General features: G+C 55.1%; 14 protein-coding genes. 4 read left to right on the plus strand and 10 right to left on the minus strand.

Annotation, left to right across the window (positions count from 1 at the left end):
- Positions 1 to 97: 97 nt before the first annotated feature.
- Positions 98 to 1,270, minus strand: coding sequence for a MalY/PatB family protein (locus tag OGV83_RS06270; protein WP_286463284.1), 1,173 nt, complete (start codon positions 1,268 to 1,270; stop codon positions 98 to 100).
- A 10-nt stretch (positions 1,271 to 1,280) separates the two neighbouring features.
- A complete protein-coding gene (gene malX, locus OGV83_RS06275; RefSeq protein WP_286463285.1) occupies positions 1,281 to 2,873 on the minus strand; it encodes a maltose/glucose-specific PTS transporter subunit IIBC in 1,593 nt (530 codons plus the stop codon).
- A gap of 176 nt (positions 2,874 to 3,049) precedes the next feature.
- Between malX and OGV83_RS06280 the strand changes: the two genes are divergently transcribed.
- Positions 3,050 to 4,078, plus strand: a complete 1,029-nt coding sequence (locus OGV83_RS06280) for a Mal regulon transcriptional regulator MalI (protein WP_012132499.1) — start codon at positions 3,050 to 3,052, stop codon at positions 4,076 to 4,078.
- 70 nt (positions 4,079 to 4,148) lie between these two features.
- Here the strand turns inward: OGV83_RS06280 and OGV83_RS06285 are convergent, their stop codons facing one another.
- Positions 4,149 to 5,657 (minus strand): YdgA family protein, encoded by a 1,509-nt coding sequence (locus OGV83_RS06285; RefSeq protein ID WP_049011603.1) that lies wholly within the window; start codon positions 5,655 to 5,657, stop codon positions 4,149 to 4,151.
- Between the two features lie 102 nt (positions 5,658 to 5,759).
- Complete coding sequence (manA, locus tag OGV83_RS06290) at positions 5,760 to 6,935, minus strand: mannose-6-phosphate isomerase (protein ID WP_286463287.1); 1,176 nt, start codon at positions 6,933 to 6,935, stop codon at positions 5,760 to 5,762.
- A 261-nt stretch (positions 6,936 to 7,196) separates the two neighbouring features.
- On the opposite strand from manA, the gene fumB reads away from it, so the two are divergent.
- Both fumB and fumC read left to right on the plus strand, forming a co-directional pair.
- The gene (gene fumB / locus OGV83_RS06295; protein ID WP_012132495.1) at positions 7,197 to 8,843 is read left to right on the plus strand and encodes a class I fumarate hydratase; all 1,647 of its coding nucleotides are present in this window, start codon (positions 7,197 to 7,199) and stop codon (positions 8,841 to 8,843) included.
- A gap of 159 nt (positions 8,844 to 9,002) precedes the next feature.
- Positions 9,003 to 10,406, plus strand: coding sequence for a class II fumarate hydratase (gene fumC / locus OGV83_RS06300; RefSeq protein WP_047457217.1), 1,404 nt, complete (start codon positions 9,003 to 9,005; stop codon positions 10,404 to 10,406).
- Here the strand turns inward: fumC and tus are convergent.
- The 3 genes from tus to rstA all read right to left on the minus strand — a co-directional run bounded on the left by tus (position 10,403) and on the right by rstA (position 13,478).
- A complete protein-coding gene (gene tus, locus OGV83_RS06305; RefSeq protein WP_012132493.1) occupies positions 10,403 to 11,332 on the minus strand; it encodes a DNA replication terminus site-binding protein in 930 nt (309 codons plus the stop codon). The two genes, fumC and tus, sit on opposite strands and share 4 nt — an antisense overlap.
- 97 nt (positions 11,333 to 11,429) lie before the next feature.
- On the minus strand, positions 11,430 to 12,731 hold the full coding sequence (gene rstB / locus OGV83_RS06310) for a two-component system sensor histidine kinase RstB (protein WP_200092640.1): 1,302 nt from the start codon (positions 12,729 to 12,731) through the stop codon (positions 11,430 to 11,432).
- A 12-nt stretch (positions 12,732 to 12,743) separates the two neighbouring features.
- Positions 12,744 to 13,478 carry a two-component system response regulator RstA gene (gene rstA, locus OGV83_RS06315; protein ID WP_134769439.1) on the minus strand — a complete coding sequence of 245 codons (735 nt, stop codon included), beginning with the start codon at positions 13,476 to 13,478 and terminating at the stop codon, positions 12,744 to 12,746.
- A gap of 127 nt (positions 13,479 to 13,605) precedes the next feature.
- Between rstA and OGV83_RS06320 the strand changes: the two genes are divergently transcribed.
- Complete coding sequence (locus OGV83_RS06320) at positions 13,606 to 13,941, plus strand: GlpM family protein (RefSeq protein WP_012132490.1); 336 nt, start codon at positions 13,606 to 13,608, stop codon at positions 13,939 to 13,941.
- On the opposite strand, the gene folM is transcribed toward OGV83_RS06320, so the two are convergent.
- The 3 genes from folM to ydgH all read right to left on the minus strand — a co-directional run bounded on the left by folM (position 13,938) and on the right by ydgH (position 17,313).
- The gene (gene folM, locus OGV83_RS06325; protein ID WP_024130355.1) at positions 13,938 to 14,660 is read right to left on the minus strand and encodes a dihydromonapterin reductase; all 723 of its coding nucleotides are present in this window, start codon (positions 14,658 to 14,660) and stop codon (positions 13,938 to 13,940) included. The genes OGV83_RS06320 and folM overlap by 4 nt on opposite strands.
- 36 nt (positions 14,661 to 14,696) lie before the next feature.
- The gene (locus OGV83_RS06330; protein WP_012132487.1) at positions 14,697 to 16,079 is read right to left on the minus strand and encodes an amino acid permease; all 1,383 of its coding nucleotides are present in this window, start codon (positions 16,077 to 16,079) and stop codon (positions 14,697 to 14,699) included.
- Positions 16,080 to 16,368: 289 nt separating this feature from the next.
- Positions 16,369 to 17,313 (minus strand): DUF1471 family protein YdgH, encoded by a 945-nt coding sequence (ydgH, locus tag OGV83_RS06335; protein ID WP_115181665.1) that lies wholly within the window; start codon positions 17,311 to 17,313, stop codon positions 16,369 to 16,371.
- Positions 17,314 to 17,649: the final 336 nt, after the last annotated feature.

The following is a 17,649-nucleotide window of genomic DNA, read 5'->3' on the forward strand; positions in this document are numbered from 1 at the left end:
CGCACTCTTTTTTAATATAAAAGTGCTCGCCATTATAAAAATAAAACGGGCGTAAAATCTATGTTGCGCAATAAATAATTTTATTGCGCAATCATTGTCAGCGTATAGCGCGGATCGCGTTGATCAGGCCGTTAACGCCTTTTTCGAGTTTCGAACGTGGACAACCGGCATTTAGACGAACAAACCCGCAACCTTCTTCGCCATAAGTATACCCGGGCATGATGGCCACTTTCTGCTGATGAATCAGCGCATCCTGTAAGGCGTGGTCGTCAATATTTAGCGCGCGCAGATCAATCCAGGCCAGATAGGTCGATTGCGGAACCTGCCAGTTTAGCGTCGGGAACGCGGTGTTTAACGCATGCGCGATATAATTCAGGTTATCAGCAAGATACTCGCGCAGGGCATCCAGCCACGGCGCGCCCTGTTGATAAGCGGCAATATGCGCGCTAAGCGCCAGAACGGCGGGTGACGACAGCCCGTCACGCCCCTTCAATACGCTGAGGTAACGATTGCGGCTTTCCTCATCGCCGATGAGCCCGTAGGCGCCGGTCAGCGCCGGAATGTTGAAGCTTTTTGACCCGGAGGTCAGCAGCGCCCAACGACCACGCGCCACATTGCTCCAGGGGATATGCGGCTGCGCGCCCCATACCATATCCATGTGGATTTCATCGGAGATGACCCGCACGCCGTGACGATGGCATAGCTCAGCCATCGTCTCCAGTTCATTGCGCGTCCATACCTTTCCGGTAGGGTTCTGCGGGCTGCACAGCAGGAGAATTTTACTCTCTGGCCGGGCGAGCACCACTTCCAGCGCGGCCATATCGCAGTGCCAGCCGTCCGCGTTTTTCTGTAGCGCAACCGGCATAACGGTACGCTGGTTGCCTTCGATGGCGTTATAGAACGCATCGTAAGCGGGGGTGTGAATCACCACCCCTTCACCGACGGATGACCACTGGCGGATCAGCTCCGACACCATGTAGATCACGGAGGGGCCGTACACGATCGACTGCGGGTCGACCGTGGTGTGGTGACGGGTTGCGAACCAGTGGGCGATCGCCCCTAAAAACTCATCGTTTTTCCAGCGGCTGTAACCCAGCACGCCGTGCGCCAGACGTTGGTTGATGGCCTCCAGGATGCACGGCGCGGTAGCGAAATCCATATCCGAGATCGTAAACGGAAGCAGGTCAGGGGCGCCAAAGCGATCGGCGACATAATCCCACTGCGTGCACCACGTACCGTGACGATCCACCACCTTTGAAAAATCGAACATATCGTTGTCCTTATGCCTCAACCGTGTTCATCAGACCCGCCATTTCATCCTTAACGGACTGTACCTGAGGGCCAATAACCACCTGTAAGTTATGTTGATTCAGCTGTACTACGCCGATAGCGCGATTGTCCTTCAGCGCCTGTACATTCACAAGCGACATATCCTTCACCGACAGGCGCAGACGGGTAATGCAGTTATCCAGGCTGACGATATTTTCACTGCCGCCAAGCGCGGCCAGAATCGCCGGGACGTTATAGCCTGATTTCCCTGGCGTGCCCGCCATGACTTTTTCAATATTGCTGGCGATTTCGGTATCGCGGCCCGGCGTTTTCAGATTAAAGCGCGTAATAGCGAAACGGAAGATGACGTAGTACACCGCGAACCAGACGGCGGCGACCACCGGAACCAGATACCACTTGGTCGACAGACCGTGCAGGATCCCGAATACCACAAAGTCGATGATGTTGCCGTCGGTGTTGCCGATGGTGACGCCGAGGATCGCCATGATGGTGAATCCCAGACCTGTCAGCAGGGCATGAATCACATACAGCACAGGCGCGACGAACAGGAACAGGAATTCCAGCGGCTCTGTGGTACCGCCAACGACACAGGCGATAAGACCAGAAATCAGCAGCCCCTTAATTTTGTGACGATTTTCAGGACGCGCGCAGTGGTACATCGCCAACGCGGCGCCCGGCAAGCCGCCGAGGAAGGCAGGCATTTTACCCTGAGACAGGAAGCGGGTCGCACTTTCAGAGAAGCCGTGCGTTGTCGGGCAGCTCAGCTGCGCCTGGAAAATGGTCAACGCGCCGCTCACGCTATGGCCGCAGACTTCCTGCGTACCGCCCGCTTCGGTAAAGCGAATCAACGCGACCAGAATGTGGTGCAGGCCGAACGGCAGCAGCAGGCGTTCACCCGTACCAAAGATCATCGGACCGAAATCACCCGCGCTATTGATAATGTGGCCCAGACCGCTGATGCCCATTGCAAAAACAGGCCATACCAGCGGAATGACCAGCCCGACCAGTCCCATCACCACGGAAGAGACGATCGGCACGAAACGCGTACCGCCAAAGAAAGCCAGCGCATCGGGCAGACGAATATTGTGGAAACGCTCATGCAGCATCCAGACAACGATACCGGCGATCACCGCCCCCAGAATCCCCGTGTCGATAGACTGAATCCCGAGGATATTCTGTACGTTATTGGCTTTCAGAATGGCGGCGTCAGTCGTCGGCAGAATGCCTTTCGCCGTTAACCAGAAGTTCACGGCAAGGTTCATTACGGCGTAACCGACGAAACCGGCAAACGCGGCGACGCCTTTGTTTTCACGCGCCAGACCGAGCGGAATTGCGATACAAAACATCACCGGGAGGAAGCTAAAAGCGAACGAGCCGACTTTACTCATCCAGGTAAAGATGGCCTGTAGCACCGGGTTGCCCAGCGCCGGGAGCAGGGTGACGACATCGTGGCTGCTTAACGAGCTGCCGATCCCCAGCATGATCCCGCAGAAAGAGAGCAGCGCCACGGGCAGCATAAACGTTTTACCCAACTGCTGGAAAAATTCCCATAATGTTATTTTTGGTGTTGTCTTCGTCGTCATCTAACGACTCCTCGTGAAAAAGAAGGCTGTGGTCAATTATTTGAGCGAGAAGATAAAACGTTTTACCTAATTTTAGTGCGGCGCAAATCACATTATCGAACGATAATAAAGCGTATAAATATAAGTGATTGATAAAACGTTTTATCTGTCACGTTATCAGGGAGCTTTCTTTTTTCATGGCTATAGCCAAAAAAACCACCATCCATGATGTCGCGTTGGCGGCTGGCGTCTCCGTCAGTACCGTCTCATTAGTGCTCAGTGGCAAAGGGCGGATTTCGTCAGCCACCGGCGAGCGGGTTAACGCGGCGATTGAACAGCTGGGCTTTGTGCGTAACCGCCAGGCATCGGCGCTTCGCGGTGGGCAGAGCGGCGTCATCGGGCTGATTGTGCGCGATCTGTCTGCGCCTTTTTATGCGGAACTCACGGCCGGGTTGACAGAGGCGCTGGAGGCGCAGGGGCGTATGGTCTTTTTGTTGCACGGCGGTCAGGATGGCGAACAGCTGAGTCAGCGCTTCGCTATGCTCCTTAATCAGGGGGTGGATGGCGTGGTGATCGCCGGAGCGGCGGGTAACAGCGATGCGCTCCGGGAACGGGCAGAAGAAAAAGGGATTCCGGTGGTGTTTGCCTCGCGCGCCAGTTATCTGGAAGAGGTGGATACTGTCCGGCCGGATAACATGCAGGCGGCGCAGCTACTGACGGAACATCTGATTCGCCTTGGGCATCAGCGGATCGCGTGGCTGGGAGGGCAAAGCTCCTCATTAACGCGCGCGGAGCGCGTCGGCGGCTATTGCGCGACGCTGCTGAAGTTTGGGTTGCCTTTTCACAGCGACTGGGTGCTGGAGTGCGCATCCAGTCAGAAGCAGGCCGCCGAAGCCATTACCGCATTACTGCGGCATAACCCGACCATCAGCGCAGTGGTGTGCTACAACGAAACCATTGCGATGGGAGCATGGTTTGGCCTGATGAAAGCGGGGCGGCAGAGTGGTGAAATTGGCGTTGATCGCTATTTTGAACAACAGATCTCGCTGGCGGCGTTTGCTGATGTGGCGGAAAACGCGCTGGACGATCTGCCGATCATCTGGGCCAGCACGCCAGCCCGCGAAATTGGCTATACCCTTGCGGAGCGCATCCTGCAACGGATTGGTCATGAAGAGAGCCATTCGCGCAGCCAGACCATTTCCGCTCGTCTGGTGACGCAAAAATAGCGTAGCGGGACAGGTGTTTGAATAGCGGCCCGACGGGAAAGTCCCGCCGGGCGCGGGGCGTACAGAAAACTTACTGCTGAGGAATCGCCGGAGCGTCCGGCACGGAGAGCGCAGGCATACCAAACATGCCGACAAACTCTTCCAGCGTCATTTTTTGCCCGTTGAGCGTTACCTGACCATTGGCATACTGTAGGTTGGTGGCAATGGTATTATCCTGCAACGTGGTGATGCGGAACATTTGCCCCATCGCGGCTAACCCTTTGACTTGTTGATTCGCCAGCTTATCGGCATCTTCCTGCTGATAACCTTCCAGTCTGGCGACCTGGGTCATAAACTCAACGGCCATATCCATCGGGATCGTCAGCTTCGCGTCGAGAGATTTAACGGAACGATCCACTTCCTGAGTCAGCGTTTGCGGTTCTTCAGTGGTCGCGGCCGGATCTTTCAGGAACAAGGAGAGGTTCAGCGCGGTCTCGCCTTTAGCGTTTTTCCAGCTTAACGGCGCGACGGTAATCACCGGTTCGCCCTTCATCAGCAGCGGCAGGGCGCCAAAGAACGCTTCGGTCACTTTCTCCTGATAAAGCTCAGGATTTTGCACCACCTCGGGTTGCGTCATCAGCGCCTGAGTCTGAGCGTTATACTGGCGGCTAAACTGGTGCCAGGCTTCGCCATCGATCTGTCCCACTTTCAGCGTCAGCTTGCCGCTACCCAGATCCTGATTCTGCACTTTAAGGCTGTTCAGCGAGTAATCCAGCTGGCTATTGATGGTTTTGCCGTCGTTGACGAGATCGGACTTACCGTCGATCACCATGCCTTCCAGCACGGCCATCTCTTTACCTTCTACCGATACCGTCATTTTTTCCAGCGACAGCGTCTGGTTGCCAATACGCTCGCCGAAGCTGGCCAGGGTGCTGGAACCGTCGGTTTTCAGGTTATTAAAAGTAATCTGGACTTTCTGGTTATATTCGTTGACGGCATCCACCAGGCCGCTTTGCGCTTCGCCTGACAGTGAAACAACATTGCCGTCTTTATCGGCATTCAGCTGAAATTCCCCGCCGCTAAAGGCGACTTTTTCACCGTTATTTTCATAATTCAACGGCTTGAGGGAGATATCTGAGCGGGTATCGCCGCCATAACCAATCCGGGAATTAATCTCGACCGGCGTCTCGCCCTTTGCGATATCAAACAACGGTCTGGTGACGTCGTTGTTGACCAGGGTCGTCTTCACCGAGGCCATCGCAGGGATAAGGTTAAACGATTTCAACTGTGCGAACGGGAAAGGGCCATGATCCACCGCTTCGTTCAGTACGACGCTTTGTCCTGGTTTCAGCCAGGGGTTTTCCTTGCCTTCGACAGGCTTCGCCACCAGCTGTAACTGGCTGCTGAAAATGCCGCGCTGGTAGTTTTGATAGCTCAGCTCAATGGCGGCTTCAGGCGCCGTGCGTTTAAGCTGCTCATTTGCCTGATTCACCATCTGTGCGAGATGCGTTTCCAGTTTTTTCCCGGTGTACCAGGCCCCGCCTGTCCAGACTACGCCCAGGGCGACGATCACACCTGTAGCTACCAGCGATTTTTTCATATCGATTATCCATAAAAATGAAACCAGGCGGATTAAACCGCCTGGAGAAGTTGTGAGCCTTTAACTAGCTTAGCAAGAGTTGTTAAAAAATTCAGTATGTTGCTACAGCTTGTTGTAAACCCTGGCCAAACGGCCCACGCCGCTGGCGTTGACCGGAGACTCATCAGCGCCGATAAACGCGGATTCACCGGGTTTCAGCACCAGACGCTGCTCGCCCTTGCTCAGCACCGCTTCGCCTTCCACGCAGAACAGAATGGCGGCGCTCTGCTGGCTGATGGCCGTGTCCTGAGCGGAGAGGTCATGCAGCGAAAACGCGAAATCTTCCACCGGAATCGGGAAGTCCAGTTCCGCACCGTGTTTTACCGGCGTTGTCAGCAGCTGATCGGCTGGTTTGGCAACGAATTTGACGTTCGCGACCAGCTCAGGAATGTCGATATATTTCGGCGTCAGCCCGGCGCGCAGGACGTTATCGGAGTTCGCCATCACTTCCAGCGCCACACCCTGCAAATAGGCATGAGGCGTTTCGGCAAACAGGAACATGGCTTCGCCAGGGTTCAGCTTGACCACGTTCAGCAGCAGTGGAGAGAAGAGGCCGCTGTCATCCGGGTAAAATTCGGATATGACGCGGATCGTCTGCCACGGTTCACCCTGTTGGCTGTTCAGTGCCGCTTTCAGTACCGCCAGCGCGCGGGATTTTTCATCGCCCTGCATATTGAGCAGGCTGGCGAACAGCTGGCTCAGGCGTTCGGCATTCGGCTCTTGCAGGAAGTGGGCAATGGCGGTATGCGCGCCGGAAACAGGTTGCAGCAGGGAGACAATCTCAGAGAACTCGCGGAATGCGTTCATCGCCAGGAACGGCGTCAGGGCAAAGACCAGTTCAGGCTTGTGGTTCGGATCTTTATAGTTACGCTCGGCGGCATCCATCGGAATACCGGCCGCATTCTCTTTCGCGAAACCAATTTCTGAGTTGTGTTTATTCGGATGAACCTGGATGGAAAGCGGCTGCGCGGCACACAGCACTTTAAACAGGAAGGGCAGCTCGCCAAAACGTTTTGCGACAGACTCGCCCAGCAGTGTGGCTTTATCGTGCTCAATCACGTCGCGTAACGAGACGGTTTGCCCGTCAGCACCTTCAATTCGGGAGCTGCTCTTGGGATGGGCGCCCATCCAGAGCTCGGCCATTGGCTGCTGAGACGGATTCGCAATGCCGTAGAGTTCCGTTAACGCAGTTTTACTACCCCATGCATAGTTTTGCACTGAGTTGATGAGTTTTTGCATTATCAAGCCCTGTTTCAATATGGAAATTAATTCGCGTATTAAACCAAGAAACCCGCGGGAAGTAACCTCTGCGCGCAAAAAGTCGTACTTGTCTCAGTTTTTGTTAAAAAATTGTGTAGGATAGTGTAACTCGCTTTTTACACCCTGACGCATTCGGGTTGCAGGACAATAACATGTCTGCCGCTGGAGGCGTGACGGGTAAGCAGGGCAATGGAACATCTGCCCAGAGAATAACCAGACCGAGCAGTAAGTGAGAGAACAATGTCGAACAAACCCTTCCATTATCAGGCTCCTTTTCCCCTCAAAAAGGACGATACCGAATATTACCTGCTGACCAGTGAACACGTTTCCGTTGCCGAATTTGAAGGGCAGGAAGTGCTTAAGGTCGCTCCTGAAGCGCTGACGCTGATGGCGCGTCAGGCATTCCACGATGCTTCCTTTATGCTGCGCCCTGCGCATCAACAGCAGGTCGCTGATATCCTGCGCGACCCGGACGCCAGCGAAAACGATAAATATGTCGCGCTGCAATTCCTGCGCAACTCGGACATTGCCGCAAAAGGGATTTTACCAACCTGCCAGGACACCGGTACGGCCATTATTGTTGGCAAAAAAGGCCAGCGCGTCTGGACCGGCGGCGGTGATGAGGCTGCGCTGGCGCGCGGCGTTTATAACACTTACATCGAAGATAACCTGCGCTATTCGCAAAATGCCCCGCTGGATATGTATAAAGAGGTCAATACCGGCACCAACCTGCCCGCGCAGATTGATCTCTACAGCGTTGATGGCGATGAATACAAATTCCTGTGTATCGCCAAAGGCGGCGGTTCCGCCAACAAAACCTATCTGTATCAGGAAACCAAAGCGCTGCTGACGCCGGGCAAACTGAAAAATTACCTGGTCGATAAAATGCGCACACTGGGGACGGCGGCCTGTCCTCCGTATCACATCGCCTTCGTGATCGGCGGGACGTCGGCGGAAGCAACGCTGAAAACGGTTAAGCTGGCCTCCGCAAAATACTATGACGAACTGCCGACGGAAGGGAACGAACACGGTCAGGCATTCCGCGACGTGGAGCTGGAAAAAGAGTTGCTGACGGAAGCGCAGAATCTCGGGTTAGGCGCTCAGTTCGGCGGTAAATATTTTGCCCATGATATCCGCGTCATTCGTTTACCGCGTCACGGCGCGTCCTGTCCGGTCGGGATGGGCGTCTCCTGCTCTGCGGATCGCAACATTAAAGCGAAGATCAACCGCAAAGGTATCTGGATCGAGAAACTGGAACATAATCCGGGTAAATATATTCCCGAAGAATTGCGCCAGGCAGGCGAAGGCGAGGCGGTTCGCGTTGACCTCAATCAGCCAATGAAAGCGATCCTGCAACAGTTGTCGCAGTATCCGGTTTCGACTCGTCTGTCGCTGAACGGGACGATTATTGTGGGACGTGATATCGCGCACGCCAAACTGAAAGAGCGGATGGACCGTGGCGAAGGGTTGCCGCAGTATGTTAAAGATCATCCGATCTACTACGCGGGGCCGGCAAAAACGCCTGAAGGATACGCGTCCGGTTCGCTGGGGCCAACGACCGCAGGGCGTATGGACTCTTACGTCGATCAGCTTCAGTCGCAGGGCGGCAGTATGATCATGCTGGCCAAAGGCAACCGTAGCCAACAGGTGACCGATGCCTGCCATAAACACGGCGGCTTCTATCTGGGCAGCATTGGCGGGCCTGCCGCTGTGCTGGCGCAGGGCAGCATCAGGAGTCTGGAATGCGTGGAATACCCTGAACTGGGGATGGAAGCGATCTGGAAAATTGAAGTGGAAGATTTTCCGGCCTTTATCCTGGTGGATGACAAAGGCAATGATTTCTTCCAGCAAATTCAGACTTCGCAGTGCACGCGCTGCGTGAAGTAAGACAATAAGAAGGTACATTTGCAGGCCGGGTAAGGCGCTGTGCCGCCCGGCATTTCAGAAGCGCACAAAGCGCCATGCAGTATTTATGAAGCAATCAATACTTAATCCTGACAGGTGTGTGAGCATGTCCTCAACTTCATTGTTAACAAGGAGAAAGTAATGACGACGGTACGCTGCGAGAAAGATTCGATGGGCGGGATTGATGTTCCGGCAGATAAACTTTGGGGAGCGCAAACCCAACGATCGCTGGAGCATTTTCGTATCTCCACGGAGAAAATGCCCGTCTCGCTGATCCATGCGCTGGCGCTGACCAAGCGTGCGGCAGCCAAAGTTAACGAGGACTTAGGGCTGCTGTCGGCGGAAAAAGCCTCCGCCATTATGCAGGCGGCTGATGAAGTGCTGGCCGATAAACATCCCGACGAATTTCCGCTGGCGATCTGGCAGACCGGGTCGGGCACGCAAAGCAACATGAACATGAACGAAGTGCTGGCGAACCGCGCGAGCGAACTGCTGGGCGGCGTTCGCGGCATGGAGCGCAAAGTTCACCCGAACGATGACGTCAATAAAAGCCAAAGTTCGAACGACGTTTTCCCGACCGCGATGCACGTTGCGGCGCTGCTGGCGCTACGCAAGCATCTCATCCCGCAGCTTAATGTCCTGACCGATACGCTGCGCAAAAAGTCCCATGCGTTTGCCGACATTGTGAAAATTGGCCGCACGCACTTGCAGGATGCGACGCCGCTGACGCTCGGTCAGGAAATTTCCGGCTGGGTGGCGATGCTGGAGCACAATCTCAAACATATTGAAAATAGCCTGCCGCATGTGGCGGAGCTGGCGCTGGGCGGCACGGCGGTGGGCACAGGGTTGAACACCCATCCTGAATATGCCCGCCGCGTGGCGGATGAGCTGGCGGTGATCACCTGCGCGCCATTTGTGACGGCGCCGAACAAGTTTGAAGCGCTGGCGACCTGTGATGCGCTGGTTCATGCGCACGGCGCGCTAAAAGGGCTGGCGGCGTCGCTGATGAAAATTGCCAACGACGTTCGCTGGCTGGCTTCTGGCCCTCGATGCGGTATTGGTGAAATTGCCATTCCTGAGAACGAGCCGGGCAGTTCGATTATGCCAGGTAAAGTGAACCCGACCCAGTGCGAGGCGCTGACCATGCTCTGCTGTCAGGTGATGGGCAACGATGTGGCTATCAATATGGGCGGGGCGTCGGGAAATTTCGAGCTTAACGTCTATCGCCCGATGGTTATCCATAATTTCCTGCAATCGGTACGCCTGCTGGCGGATGGGATGGAAAGCTTTAATGCGCACTGTGCGGTCGGTATTGAGCCAAACCGTGAGCGTATTAATCAACTGCTCAATGAATCGCTGATGCTGGTCACCGCGCTCAACACGCACATCGGCTATGACAAAGCGGCGGAGATCGCCAAAAAAGCGCACAAGGAAGGGCTGACCTTAAAAGCCTCCGCCCTGGCGCTGGGGTATCTCACTGAAGCCGAGTTTGATAGCTGGGTGCGCCCGGAACTGATGGTGGGCAGCATGAAGCCCGGCCGTTAATCCGCCACATACAGGTGCAACCGGGGGATGATAAGTCGCAACGGTTGCGCCTGGGGCTTAAAGCGGTGCTGAACATTGTCCGCATCGTAATTCAGTAGTTCGCCGATATCCGGCACGGTCATGCCTTTATCGGTATTGATCAGCGCGATAAGCGGCGTCGGGCAGGCGTGTTGAACCTGTTTCTGCTGCCCTTTGTACCAGACGCGGGCAATCGGCTGTACCTTCACCGGTCTTTTAATCTTCAGCCGCGCCTGTTGCGGCAGGGCGGCGATATCCTGATATTCGCGCTCCAGCCTGGCCTGCCACTCTTCGCGCGTCCAGGGATGCACGCTGCGCGGCGTGTTCAGGCTTTTCTCCAGTTGTGCCAGCACCTCATCCCGGCGCAGATTCTTAATAATGTGCTTGTTGGCCCAGCCAAAGCGGAGGGTGGCGGGATTCTTGATCACCGTTAACGCGCGGTAGGCATTCAACGTGATAAGACCGGGCAGATGGCGATGCACCCACTCAAAACGCGCCGCTGACGGCAATCCTGATTCCACCGTCACAATACGCTCAAATGTCGTTTTTAACTGATTGATGTGCTGGATCTGGTTTTCCAGCGCGGCCTGCGTGGCATCATCAACCTGATAGCACAATACGCCGGGCAGGCGAACCGCCGCTTTGCTGCTGCGATTTTCAGACTGTTGCTGAATAAACAGGTGGCGATAGTGGCGCAGCGCCAGCGATTCGGCCTCTTTTCCCAGATGCTGCTCCACCGCAATGGTCGCCAGAGGGTTGTGCTCCGCCTCTTTGGTCACTTCGGGGAGGGAGAAGACGCGGGCAATCAGCAGCGGTTGCTGTTCGAGATTTTCTGTCAGGGTTGCCAGGGCGTGTTCTGTCTGGCGAAAAGTACCATTCAGACGTTCGACAAGATCGTAACGGGCCATATCACCACCATTTCAGTGTCGCAGAAAGAAGGATGTTAGTTACAACATACTTACTGTATATCACATCATACCCGGCCTGACCATCGTGCGCTATGCGTCAGGCAGGGGGAAATTCGGGGATGTTGTGCCAGACGGGCCAGCTGAAGGTGAATCTGGCGCCGCCCAGTTCACTTTCGCGACAGTTTACCGTTCCACCCATCGCCAGGGCGATGGAGCGCACGATGGCTAATCCCAGCCCGCAGCCTCCGGTAGCGCGGTCGCGGCTGGGATCGAGGCGCACAAAGGGTTCGAACACATGTTCGCGCGCGTCTGGCGCGATGCCGGGGCCGTCGTCTTCAACAATCAGGGTCGCCTGATTGCCGCTTAACAACAGGCTGGCCTGAACGGTGGAATGGGAATAACGCAGCGCGTTATTGAGCAGATTATCCAGCACACGCTCCATTAGCCGCATATCCAGCGCGCCGTAATCGCCAGGCGTAAGCTGGCTGAGCCGCACCGTGCGCCCGGGGTTGACGCTCTGTACGTCTTCCAGGTGGCTTGCCAGCCACACGGGGAGGTCGGGAACGGTGAGCGTTAACGCAGTCTGCGGCCTGTCCAGCCGCGCATAGGTCAGTAACTCTTCGATTAACGCTTCCAGTTGGCCGATATCGCGATTCAGCGCCTGCGACTCCTGTGCGCTGAGATTTTCACTCATCTCCAGCCGGTAACGCAGACGCACCAGCGGCGTACGCAGTTCGTGGGCAATGCCGTCAATAAGCTGTTTTTTACTGGCGATCAGCGCGTTGATGTTATCCGCCATCTGGTTAAAGGCGATTCCGAGACGTTCAAAACTGGAACCGTTGTCAAAGTGAAGGCGCTCTGCGAGGTGCCCTTCGCCAAAACGCTGAGCGGCGGCCTCCAGGCGCAGCATCTCCTGCCAGTGCGGGCGCATCCAGATAAACACCGGAAAGGCGAGGGAGATGGCGATAAAGGCCATCAGCGCGATATCCAGTAGCCGCATCTGGTGAAGAAAATAGAGATAAGGAACCGGCCCGACGGCCAGCACGTAATGGCTGCGGGGGATGCGCTGGATAAACGTATACTGATCGTCCAGCGCGACGATGTCGCCTTCGCGCAGCCGCTGTGTGGTAAGCGCGTCGAGTTTGTATTTATTGAGCGGCTCTACGCGCAAATCGAAAGAGAGATTAAGATCCATCTCTTTGAGGGTTTTCCCCCAGTCGCGCGGAGGGATCTCCCGCAATTCGCTGCGCATTAAATACAGCGAGCTTTTCATCAAATCATCCAGCGACTGTCTGCCTGCGCGTTCTGCGGTGAACTTATACACCAGCCCGACCAACAGGGTCATGACCAGAAAGCAGACAAACAGCAGCAGATAAAACTGAACGAACAGTTTTTTCATTGATGCACCCGGTTAATCACGCTGACTCTCTTCCCACGCATGGGGGGCAAACAGATACCCTTTGTTGCGAACCGTTTTGATTCGATAGGGCTCGGTGGCGTTATCCTGCAATTTCTTACGCAGCCTTGAGATAGCGACATCCACGCTGCGGTCCATGCCGTCGTAGCTGACGCCGCGCAAGTTTTTCAGCAGCGCGTCGCGATCCATAATCTGCCCGGCATGGGTTGCCAGTTCCCAGAGTAATTCGAAATCGGCGGTGGAAAGCGAAACCGGTTCGCCGGAGAGTGCGACTGAACGATTGACCGGGTCAATAATCAACGCGCCAAAACGCAGCGTTTTATGCGGGGTCATTGCCGTATCCTGAATGCCTTTTGCCTGCGCGGTGAGTTCATTCTGCCGTAAATGCAGGCGCAGACGGGCGAGGAGCACGGCAGGGGGCGTGGTTTTCAGGATGTAGTCACAGGCGCCCATTTCCAGCGCCAGGATGTGGTTCATGTCGCTGTCCAGCGAGGTCAACAGGACAATCGGCCCTTGCCAGCGGCCTCGCAAATCGCGGCAAATGGTCATGCCGTCTTTGCCAGGCAGCATGATATCCAGTAACACCAGGTCGGGTTGTGTGCGAAGGATCGTCTCTTCAGCCAGATCGCCGCGAGGTTCAATCAGCACCTCAATATCGTGTTTCGCCAGATAAGCGGCAATCAGCGAGCCAACTTCAGGGTCATCCTCAACAAATACGATGGTGTTCATAACGTTCATTACGCGGAGAAAACGCCAACATACACCGCCTCCGTTTTCCCTTCCATTAATCTTTTCTAAACGAGAGCGCTTCCGTTATGCTACAGCCTCAATGTTATTGATGTGTTAAGGCATCGAAATGGGACTCGTGATAAAAGCCGCGCTGGGTGCGCTGGTGGTGGTATTGATTGGTTTGCTGGCAAAAACAAAAAATTACTATATCGCCGGATTAATTCCGCTTTTTCCGACATTTGCACTGATTGCCCACTATATTGTCGCCAGCGAGCGCGGAATTGACGCGTTACGCACGACCATTGTATTCAGTATGTGGTCAATCATCCCTTATTTTGTCTACCTCGCCACGCTTTGGTATTTCACCGGTTTTCTGCGTTTGCCCGTTGCGCTCGGCGGGGCGGTGGTGTGCTGGGGCCTGAGCGCATGGCTGCTGATATTTTGCTGGATCAAATTGCATTAACGCAGGTGCCGGCCGCCATCCACGGCGAAACTGCGGCCGGTAACGAAGCAGCTGGTGAGAAGGTAATCCACCAGGTCGATTACCTCTTTCTCGCCGGGCGCTGTCTTCATCAGGGATTTATTGAGCGCCTGCTGACGGTACTCGGCGTCGTCGTTTTCGTTAAACAGGATCAGCGACGGGGCGATGGCGTTGACTTTCACTTCCGGGGCCAGTTTGCGGGCAAAGGAGCGGGTCATATTATCCAGCGCTGCTTTACTGGCGGCATAGGCGATGTGTTTGTCGCTGCCGCGTTCCACAACATAGTCCGTAAAATGGATGATATCGGTGGCCGCATGTCCGTGGCCGCGCAACAGTCTTTCCAGCGCATGGTTTAACAGATAGGGCGTATTGACGTGAATCTGCATCATGCATGCCAGCACGTCAGAGAGCGGGGTGCCAGGCGCCTCGGCCATCCAGGCACTGGCGTTATGCAAAATAGCCCGCAGGCCTGGCGTATGGGTTTTTATCTTCTCAGCAAATGCCAGGACGCCGTCATCGGTGGAAAAATCGGCCTGAATGCACAGCGCGCCCGCTTGCGTCAGGCCGTCGATGGCCGGATAGTGCGTCCGGTAGCTGACAATCACCGGCTGTTTTTGATTGAGAAAGTGCCACGCGATCGCGAGGCCGATGCGGCGGCCTCCTCCCGTGATAAGGATGGGCAAGGGCTGGTTTTTACCCATTGTAGTCTCCTTTGGCATCAAACAATGGGGCGACGATTACCCCACCAACATCCACGTAGCCGGAACAGCGGCGATGAGTAGCAGACCGATCAACATCACTTCCTGACGATTCAGGACATTATCGTGCGTATGCGTCTTGCGTGCGTAGAGGAAAACTAGCAATCCCGGCGCATACAGTACCACCGACAGCAACAGGTGCATCGGGCCGGACGCATACAATAACCATAAGCCATAAATGCAGGCCCCGACACCTACCGCCTGATGAAGAGGGCGCGCAGCGATTTTCAGCAGGAACGCGCCGACCAGGAAATAGGGTACCAGAATCATCTCTGAAGCAATCGTCAACAGCGTGTTGTAGTCCGAACCTGTGAGCCAGATCAGCACCAGACAGATCTGAACGCACGCGTTGGTGAGCCACAGCGAAGCCGATGGCGCGCCTTGCGCATTCTGGCGGGCGAAAATGCGCGGGAAGGCTTTATGCGTTGAGGCCAGAAACGGCACTTCCGCCGCCATAATGGTCCAGCTCAGATAAGCGCCGCAGACTGAAACGATAAGACCCGCCGCGATAATGATTTCGCCCCACGGCCCCATCATTTTCACCATCAAACCCGCCATTGACGGATTGCGAATCTCCGCCAGTTCCGGGCGGGCGACGACGCCTAAAGAGAGCAGCGTCACCAGCAGGTAGACGCCCAATGCGGCGAGAACCGCCAGCAGCGTCGCACGTCCGACATCACGCTTATTTCTCGCCCGGGCGGAGACGACAACCGCGCCTTCCACGCCGATAAACACCCACAGCGTGATGAGCATCGTGTTTTTAACCTGCTCCCAGACGGGAACGCCCAGCGCCAGACCGGTGAAATCCAGGCTGAACGTATCGAGCTTAAACATGATGATAGCCAGGACGATGAACAACCCCAGCGGCAACAGCTTCGCCAGCGTTGCGACCAGGTTGATGCTGGCAGCGGTTTGCACACCGCGCAGCACCAGGAAGTGCACCACCCAAAGCAGTACCGACGCGCCGATGATGGACTGCCAGGTGTTGCCGTCGCCAAACAGGCGGAGTTCCGGCGTATCGGTAAAGAAGCTCAGGGCAGAAAAAACGATAACCAGATAAGAGACGTTGGCGATAACGGCACAGAGCCAGTATCCCCAGGCGGAGCAGAAACCGATCAGTTCGCCGAAACCTTCGCGCGCGTAGGTGAAAATCCCGCCATCCAGTTCCGGGCGAACGCGCGTCAGGATCAGCATAGCGAAAGCCAGCAGCAGTATCCCGACGCCCGTAATCGCCCAGCCAATCAGCAGCGCTGCCGGGCTGGCCACCGCCGCCATGTTCTGTGGCAGACTAAACACACCTGCGCCAAGCATTGAGCTTAAAACCAGCGCGGTCAGCGCGCTCAGTCCCAGTTTCTTTTCCATCGGTATCCAGTTATAAAAACGAGAGTGGGAGAATAATTATTTTGGCAAAACGCATAAAAATGGTGAAAGCCACTAAGGCGCGGGATTTTACGGAGAGAAGAGACCGCATGCAATGATCTCTGAAACATTTGTGACTAAAAATGCTAAAGGCGGGTAGATTTCACATAGGGCAGCATCGTATTGGCGCCTGATGGCGCTACGCTCATCAGGCCTACTAACACGTAGGCCGGATAAGATGCCTGGTCTCGCCATCTGGCGTTATGACAACACCGGATGGCGGGAGCGTACTTTACTTATACAGGTCGGCGCTGATCGTCATGTTGTTACCACGTTCCTGCCACTGGCGGGTAATGTGATAATATTTCGCGCCTTTCTTCGCCGCACGCTTGGCAACCTGGTAGGAGACTTCCGTCATGTTGCCGTAGTTGCCGGTGAATTTGATGCTGTCAAACGGCACCATCATCGCAGCGGTCGCTTTGTTCAGCTCTTCGACTTTCGTTCCATCAGGCAGAGTGACAGTGTAACGTCCACCTTTTGAGGATTGCGTTTCGAAGAAGCGTCCGACTTCAGCGCTTGGAGAAGCGGTCGTCGCGACGCCCGGAATCTCCACTTTCTTCGCTGCTTCACCGCCGGCGGCCAGCGCTGCACGACCCGCATCGGAATCAGCAGGAATAACGTCCGGGCTCTGGACGACGCGTTTCTTCGCATCTTCTTTATAGATAAACGCGGTAATACGCTGGTTGCCGCCCTGGTTGGCATCGACCTGACGCACAATGTAGAACGAGTAGGCGCCTTTTGCTTTTGCTGCTTTGGTGATGGCGTCATTCACTTCCGGCTGGCTACGGTAGAAACCCTGCACCGTTACGGTGTCGTAAGGTTCCAGCAGCACGGCCTGATCTTTCGGTAATTCGACGATACCGTTAATTACACGGTTTTGAGGCGTGTCGGATTTTGGCGCGTCTGATTTATAAACGTCAGCCACGACACGCCAGTTACCGCTGTTGCCAAAATCGGACGTATCAACAACATAAAAAGAGGCTGCACCTTCTTTATCTGCGCGGCGGGATACGGCATTTACCGCATCGCCAATGGCATTAAAACGCCCGGTGACCACAATGCGGTCATAAGGTTTTAGTGCTGCCGCTTGCTCCGGCGTCAGTTCTGTCGCTGCATTTACGGAAAAAGCAGTCGCAGAAAGCAGTGCGGACGCCAGGAGAGTGTTCTTAAGCTTCATAAAAATAATCCTTCGCCTTGCGCAAACCAGGTACTGGTATTGTTATTGACTAGAAACGTGGCTGATTATTGCATTTAAACCCTGCAAATGTCTGCGTCATTTTTCACTCATCGTACCGCCTGAAGTGACAAGAATGATAACATTTGGTGATATGTCTAAAAAACAGGCGCTTGACCGGCAAAACTGATAAAGCATACGCATTTTATAAGTTAATTTAATGTTAAACGATTGAATGTCGATGGCGCTAAATCATGTTTTGCCGCTTCGCTTGAGCGAATTATCGGTCACTGAAGGTGATTTCAAGGTCATTATTCCTGTTTGTGGGCTGAATCGTTC

The organism is Citrobacter sp. CK189, assembly GCF_030333505.1.
Lineage (GTDB): Bacteria > Pseudomonadota > Gammaproteobacteria > Enterobacterales > Enterobacteriaceae > Citrobacter_B > Citrobacter_B koseri.

Excerpts from the sequence above, each read along its gene's own strand:
- malX (WP_286463285.1), bottom strand. The coding sequence starts at position 2,873 with ATGACGACGAAGACAACACCAAAAATAACATTATGGGAATTTTTCCAG.
- ydgH (WP_115181665.1), bottom strand. The coding sequence starts at position 17,313 with ATGAAGCTTAAGAACACTCTCCTGGCGTCCGCACTGCTTTCTGCGACT.
- fumC (WP_047457217.1), top strand. The coding sequence starts at position 9,003 with ATGACGACGGTACGCTGCGAGAAAGATTCGATGGGCGGGATTGATGTT.
- folM (WP_024130355.1), bottom strand. The coding sequence starts at position 14,660 with ATGGGTAAAAACCAGCCCTTGCCCATCCTTATCACGGGAGGAGGCCGC.
- manA (WP_286463287.1), bottom strand. The coding sequence starts at position 6,935 with ATGCAAAAACTCATCAACTCAGTGCAAAACTATGCATGGGGTAGTAAA.
- OGV83_RS06320 (WP_012132490.1), top strand. The coding sequence starts at position 13,606 with ATGGGACTCGTGATAAAAGCCGCGCTGGGTGCGCTGGTGGTGGTATTG.
- rstA (WP_134769439.1), bottom strand. The coding sequence starts at position 13,478 with ATGAACACCATCGTATTTGTTGAGGATGACCCTGAAGTTGGCTCGCTG.
- rstB (WP_200092640.1), bottom strand. The coding sequence starts at position 12,731 with ATGAAAAAACTGTTCGTTCAGTTTTATCTGCTGCTGTTTGTCTGCTTT.
- OGV83_RS06330 (WP_012132487.1), bottom strand. The coding sequence starts at position 16,079 with ATGGAAAAGAAACTGGGACTGAGCGCGCTGACCGCGCTGGTTTTAAGC.
- OGV83_RS06270 (WP_286463284.1), bottom strand. The coding sequence starts at position 1,270 with ATGTTCGATTTTTCAAAGGTGGTGGATCGTCACGGTACGTGGTGCACG.
- OGV83_RS06280 (WP_012132499.1), top strand. The coding sequence starts at position 3,050 with ATGGCTATAGCCAAAAAAACCACCATCCATGATGTCGCGTTGGCGGCT.
- tus (WP_012132493.1), bottom strand. The coding sequence starts at position 11,332 with ATGGCCCGTTACGATCTTGTCGAACGTCTGAATGGTACTTTTCGCCAG.
- fumB (WP_012132495.1), top strand. The coding sequence starts at position 7,197 with ATGTCGAACAAACCCTTCCATTATCAGGCTCCTTTTCCCCTCAAAAAG.
- OGV83_RS06285 (WP_049011603.1), bottom strand. The coding sequence starts at position 5,657 with ATGAAAAAATCGCTGGTAGCTACAGGTGTGATCGTCGCCCTGGGCGTA.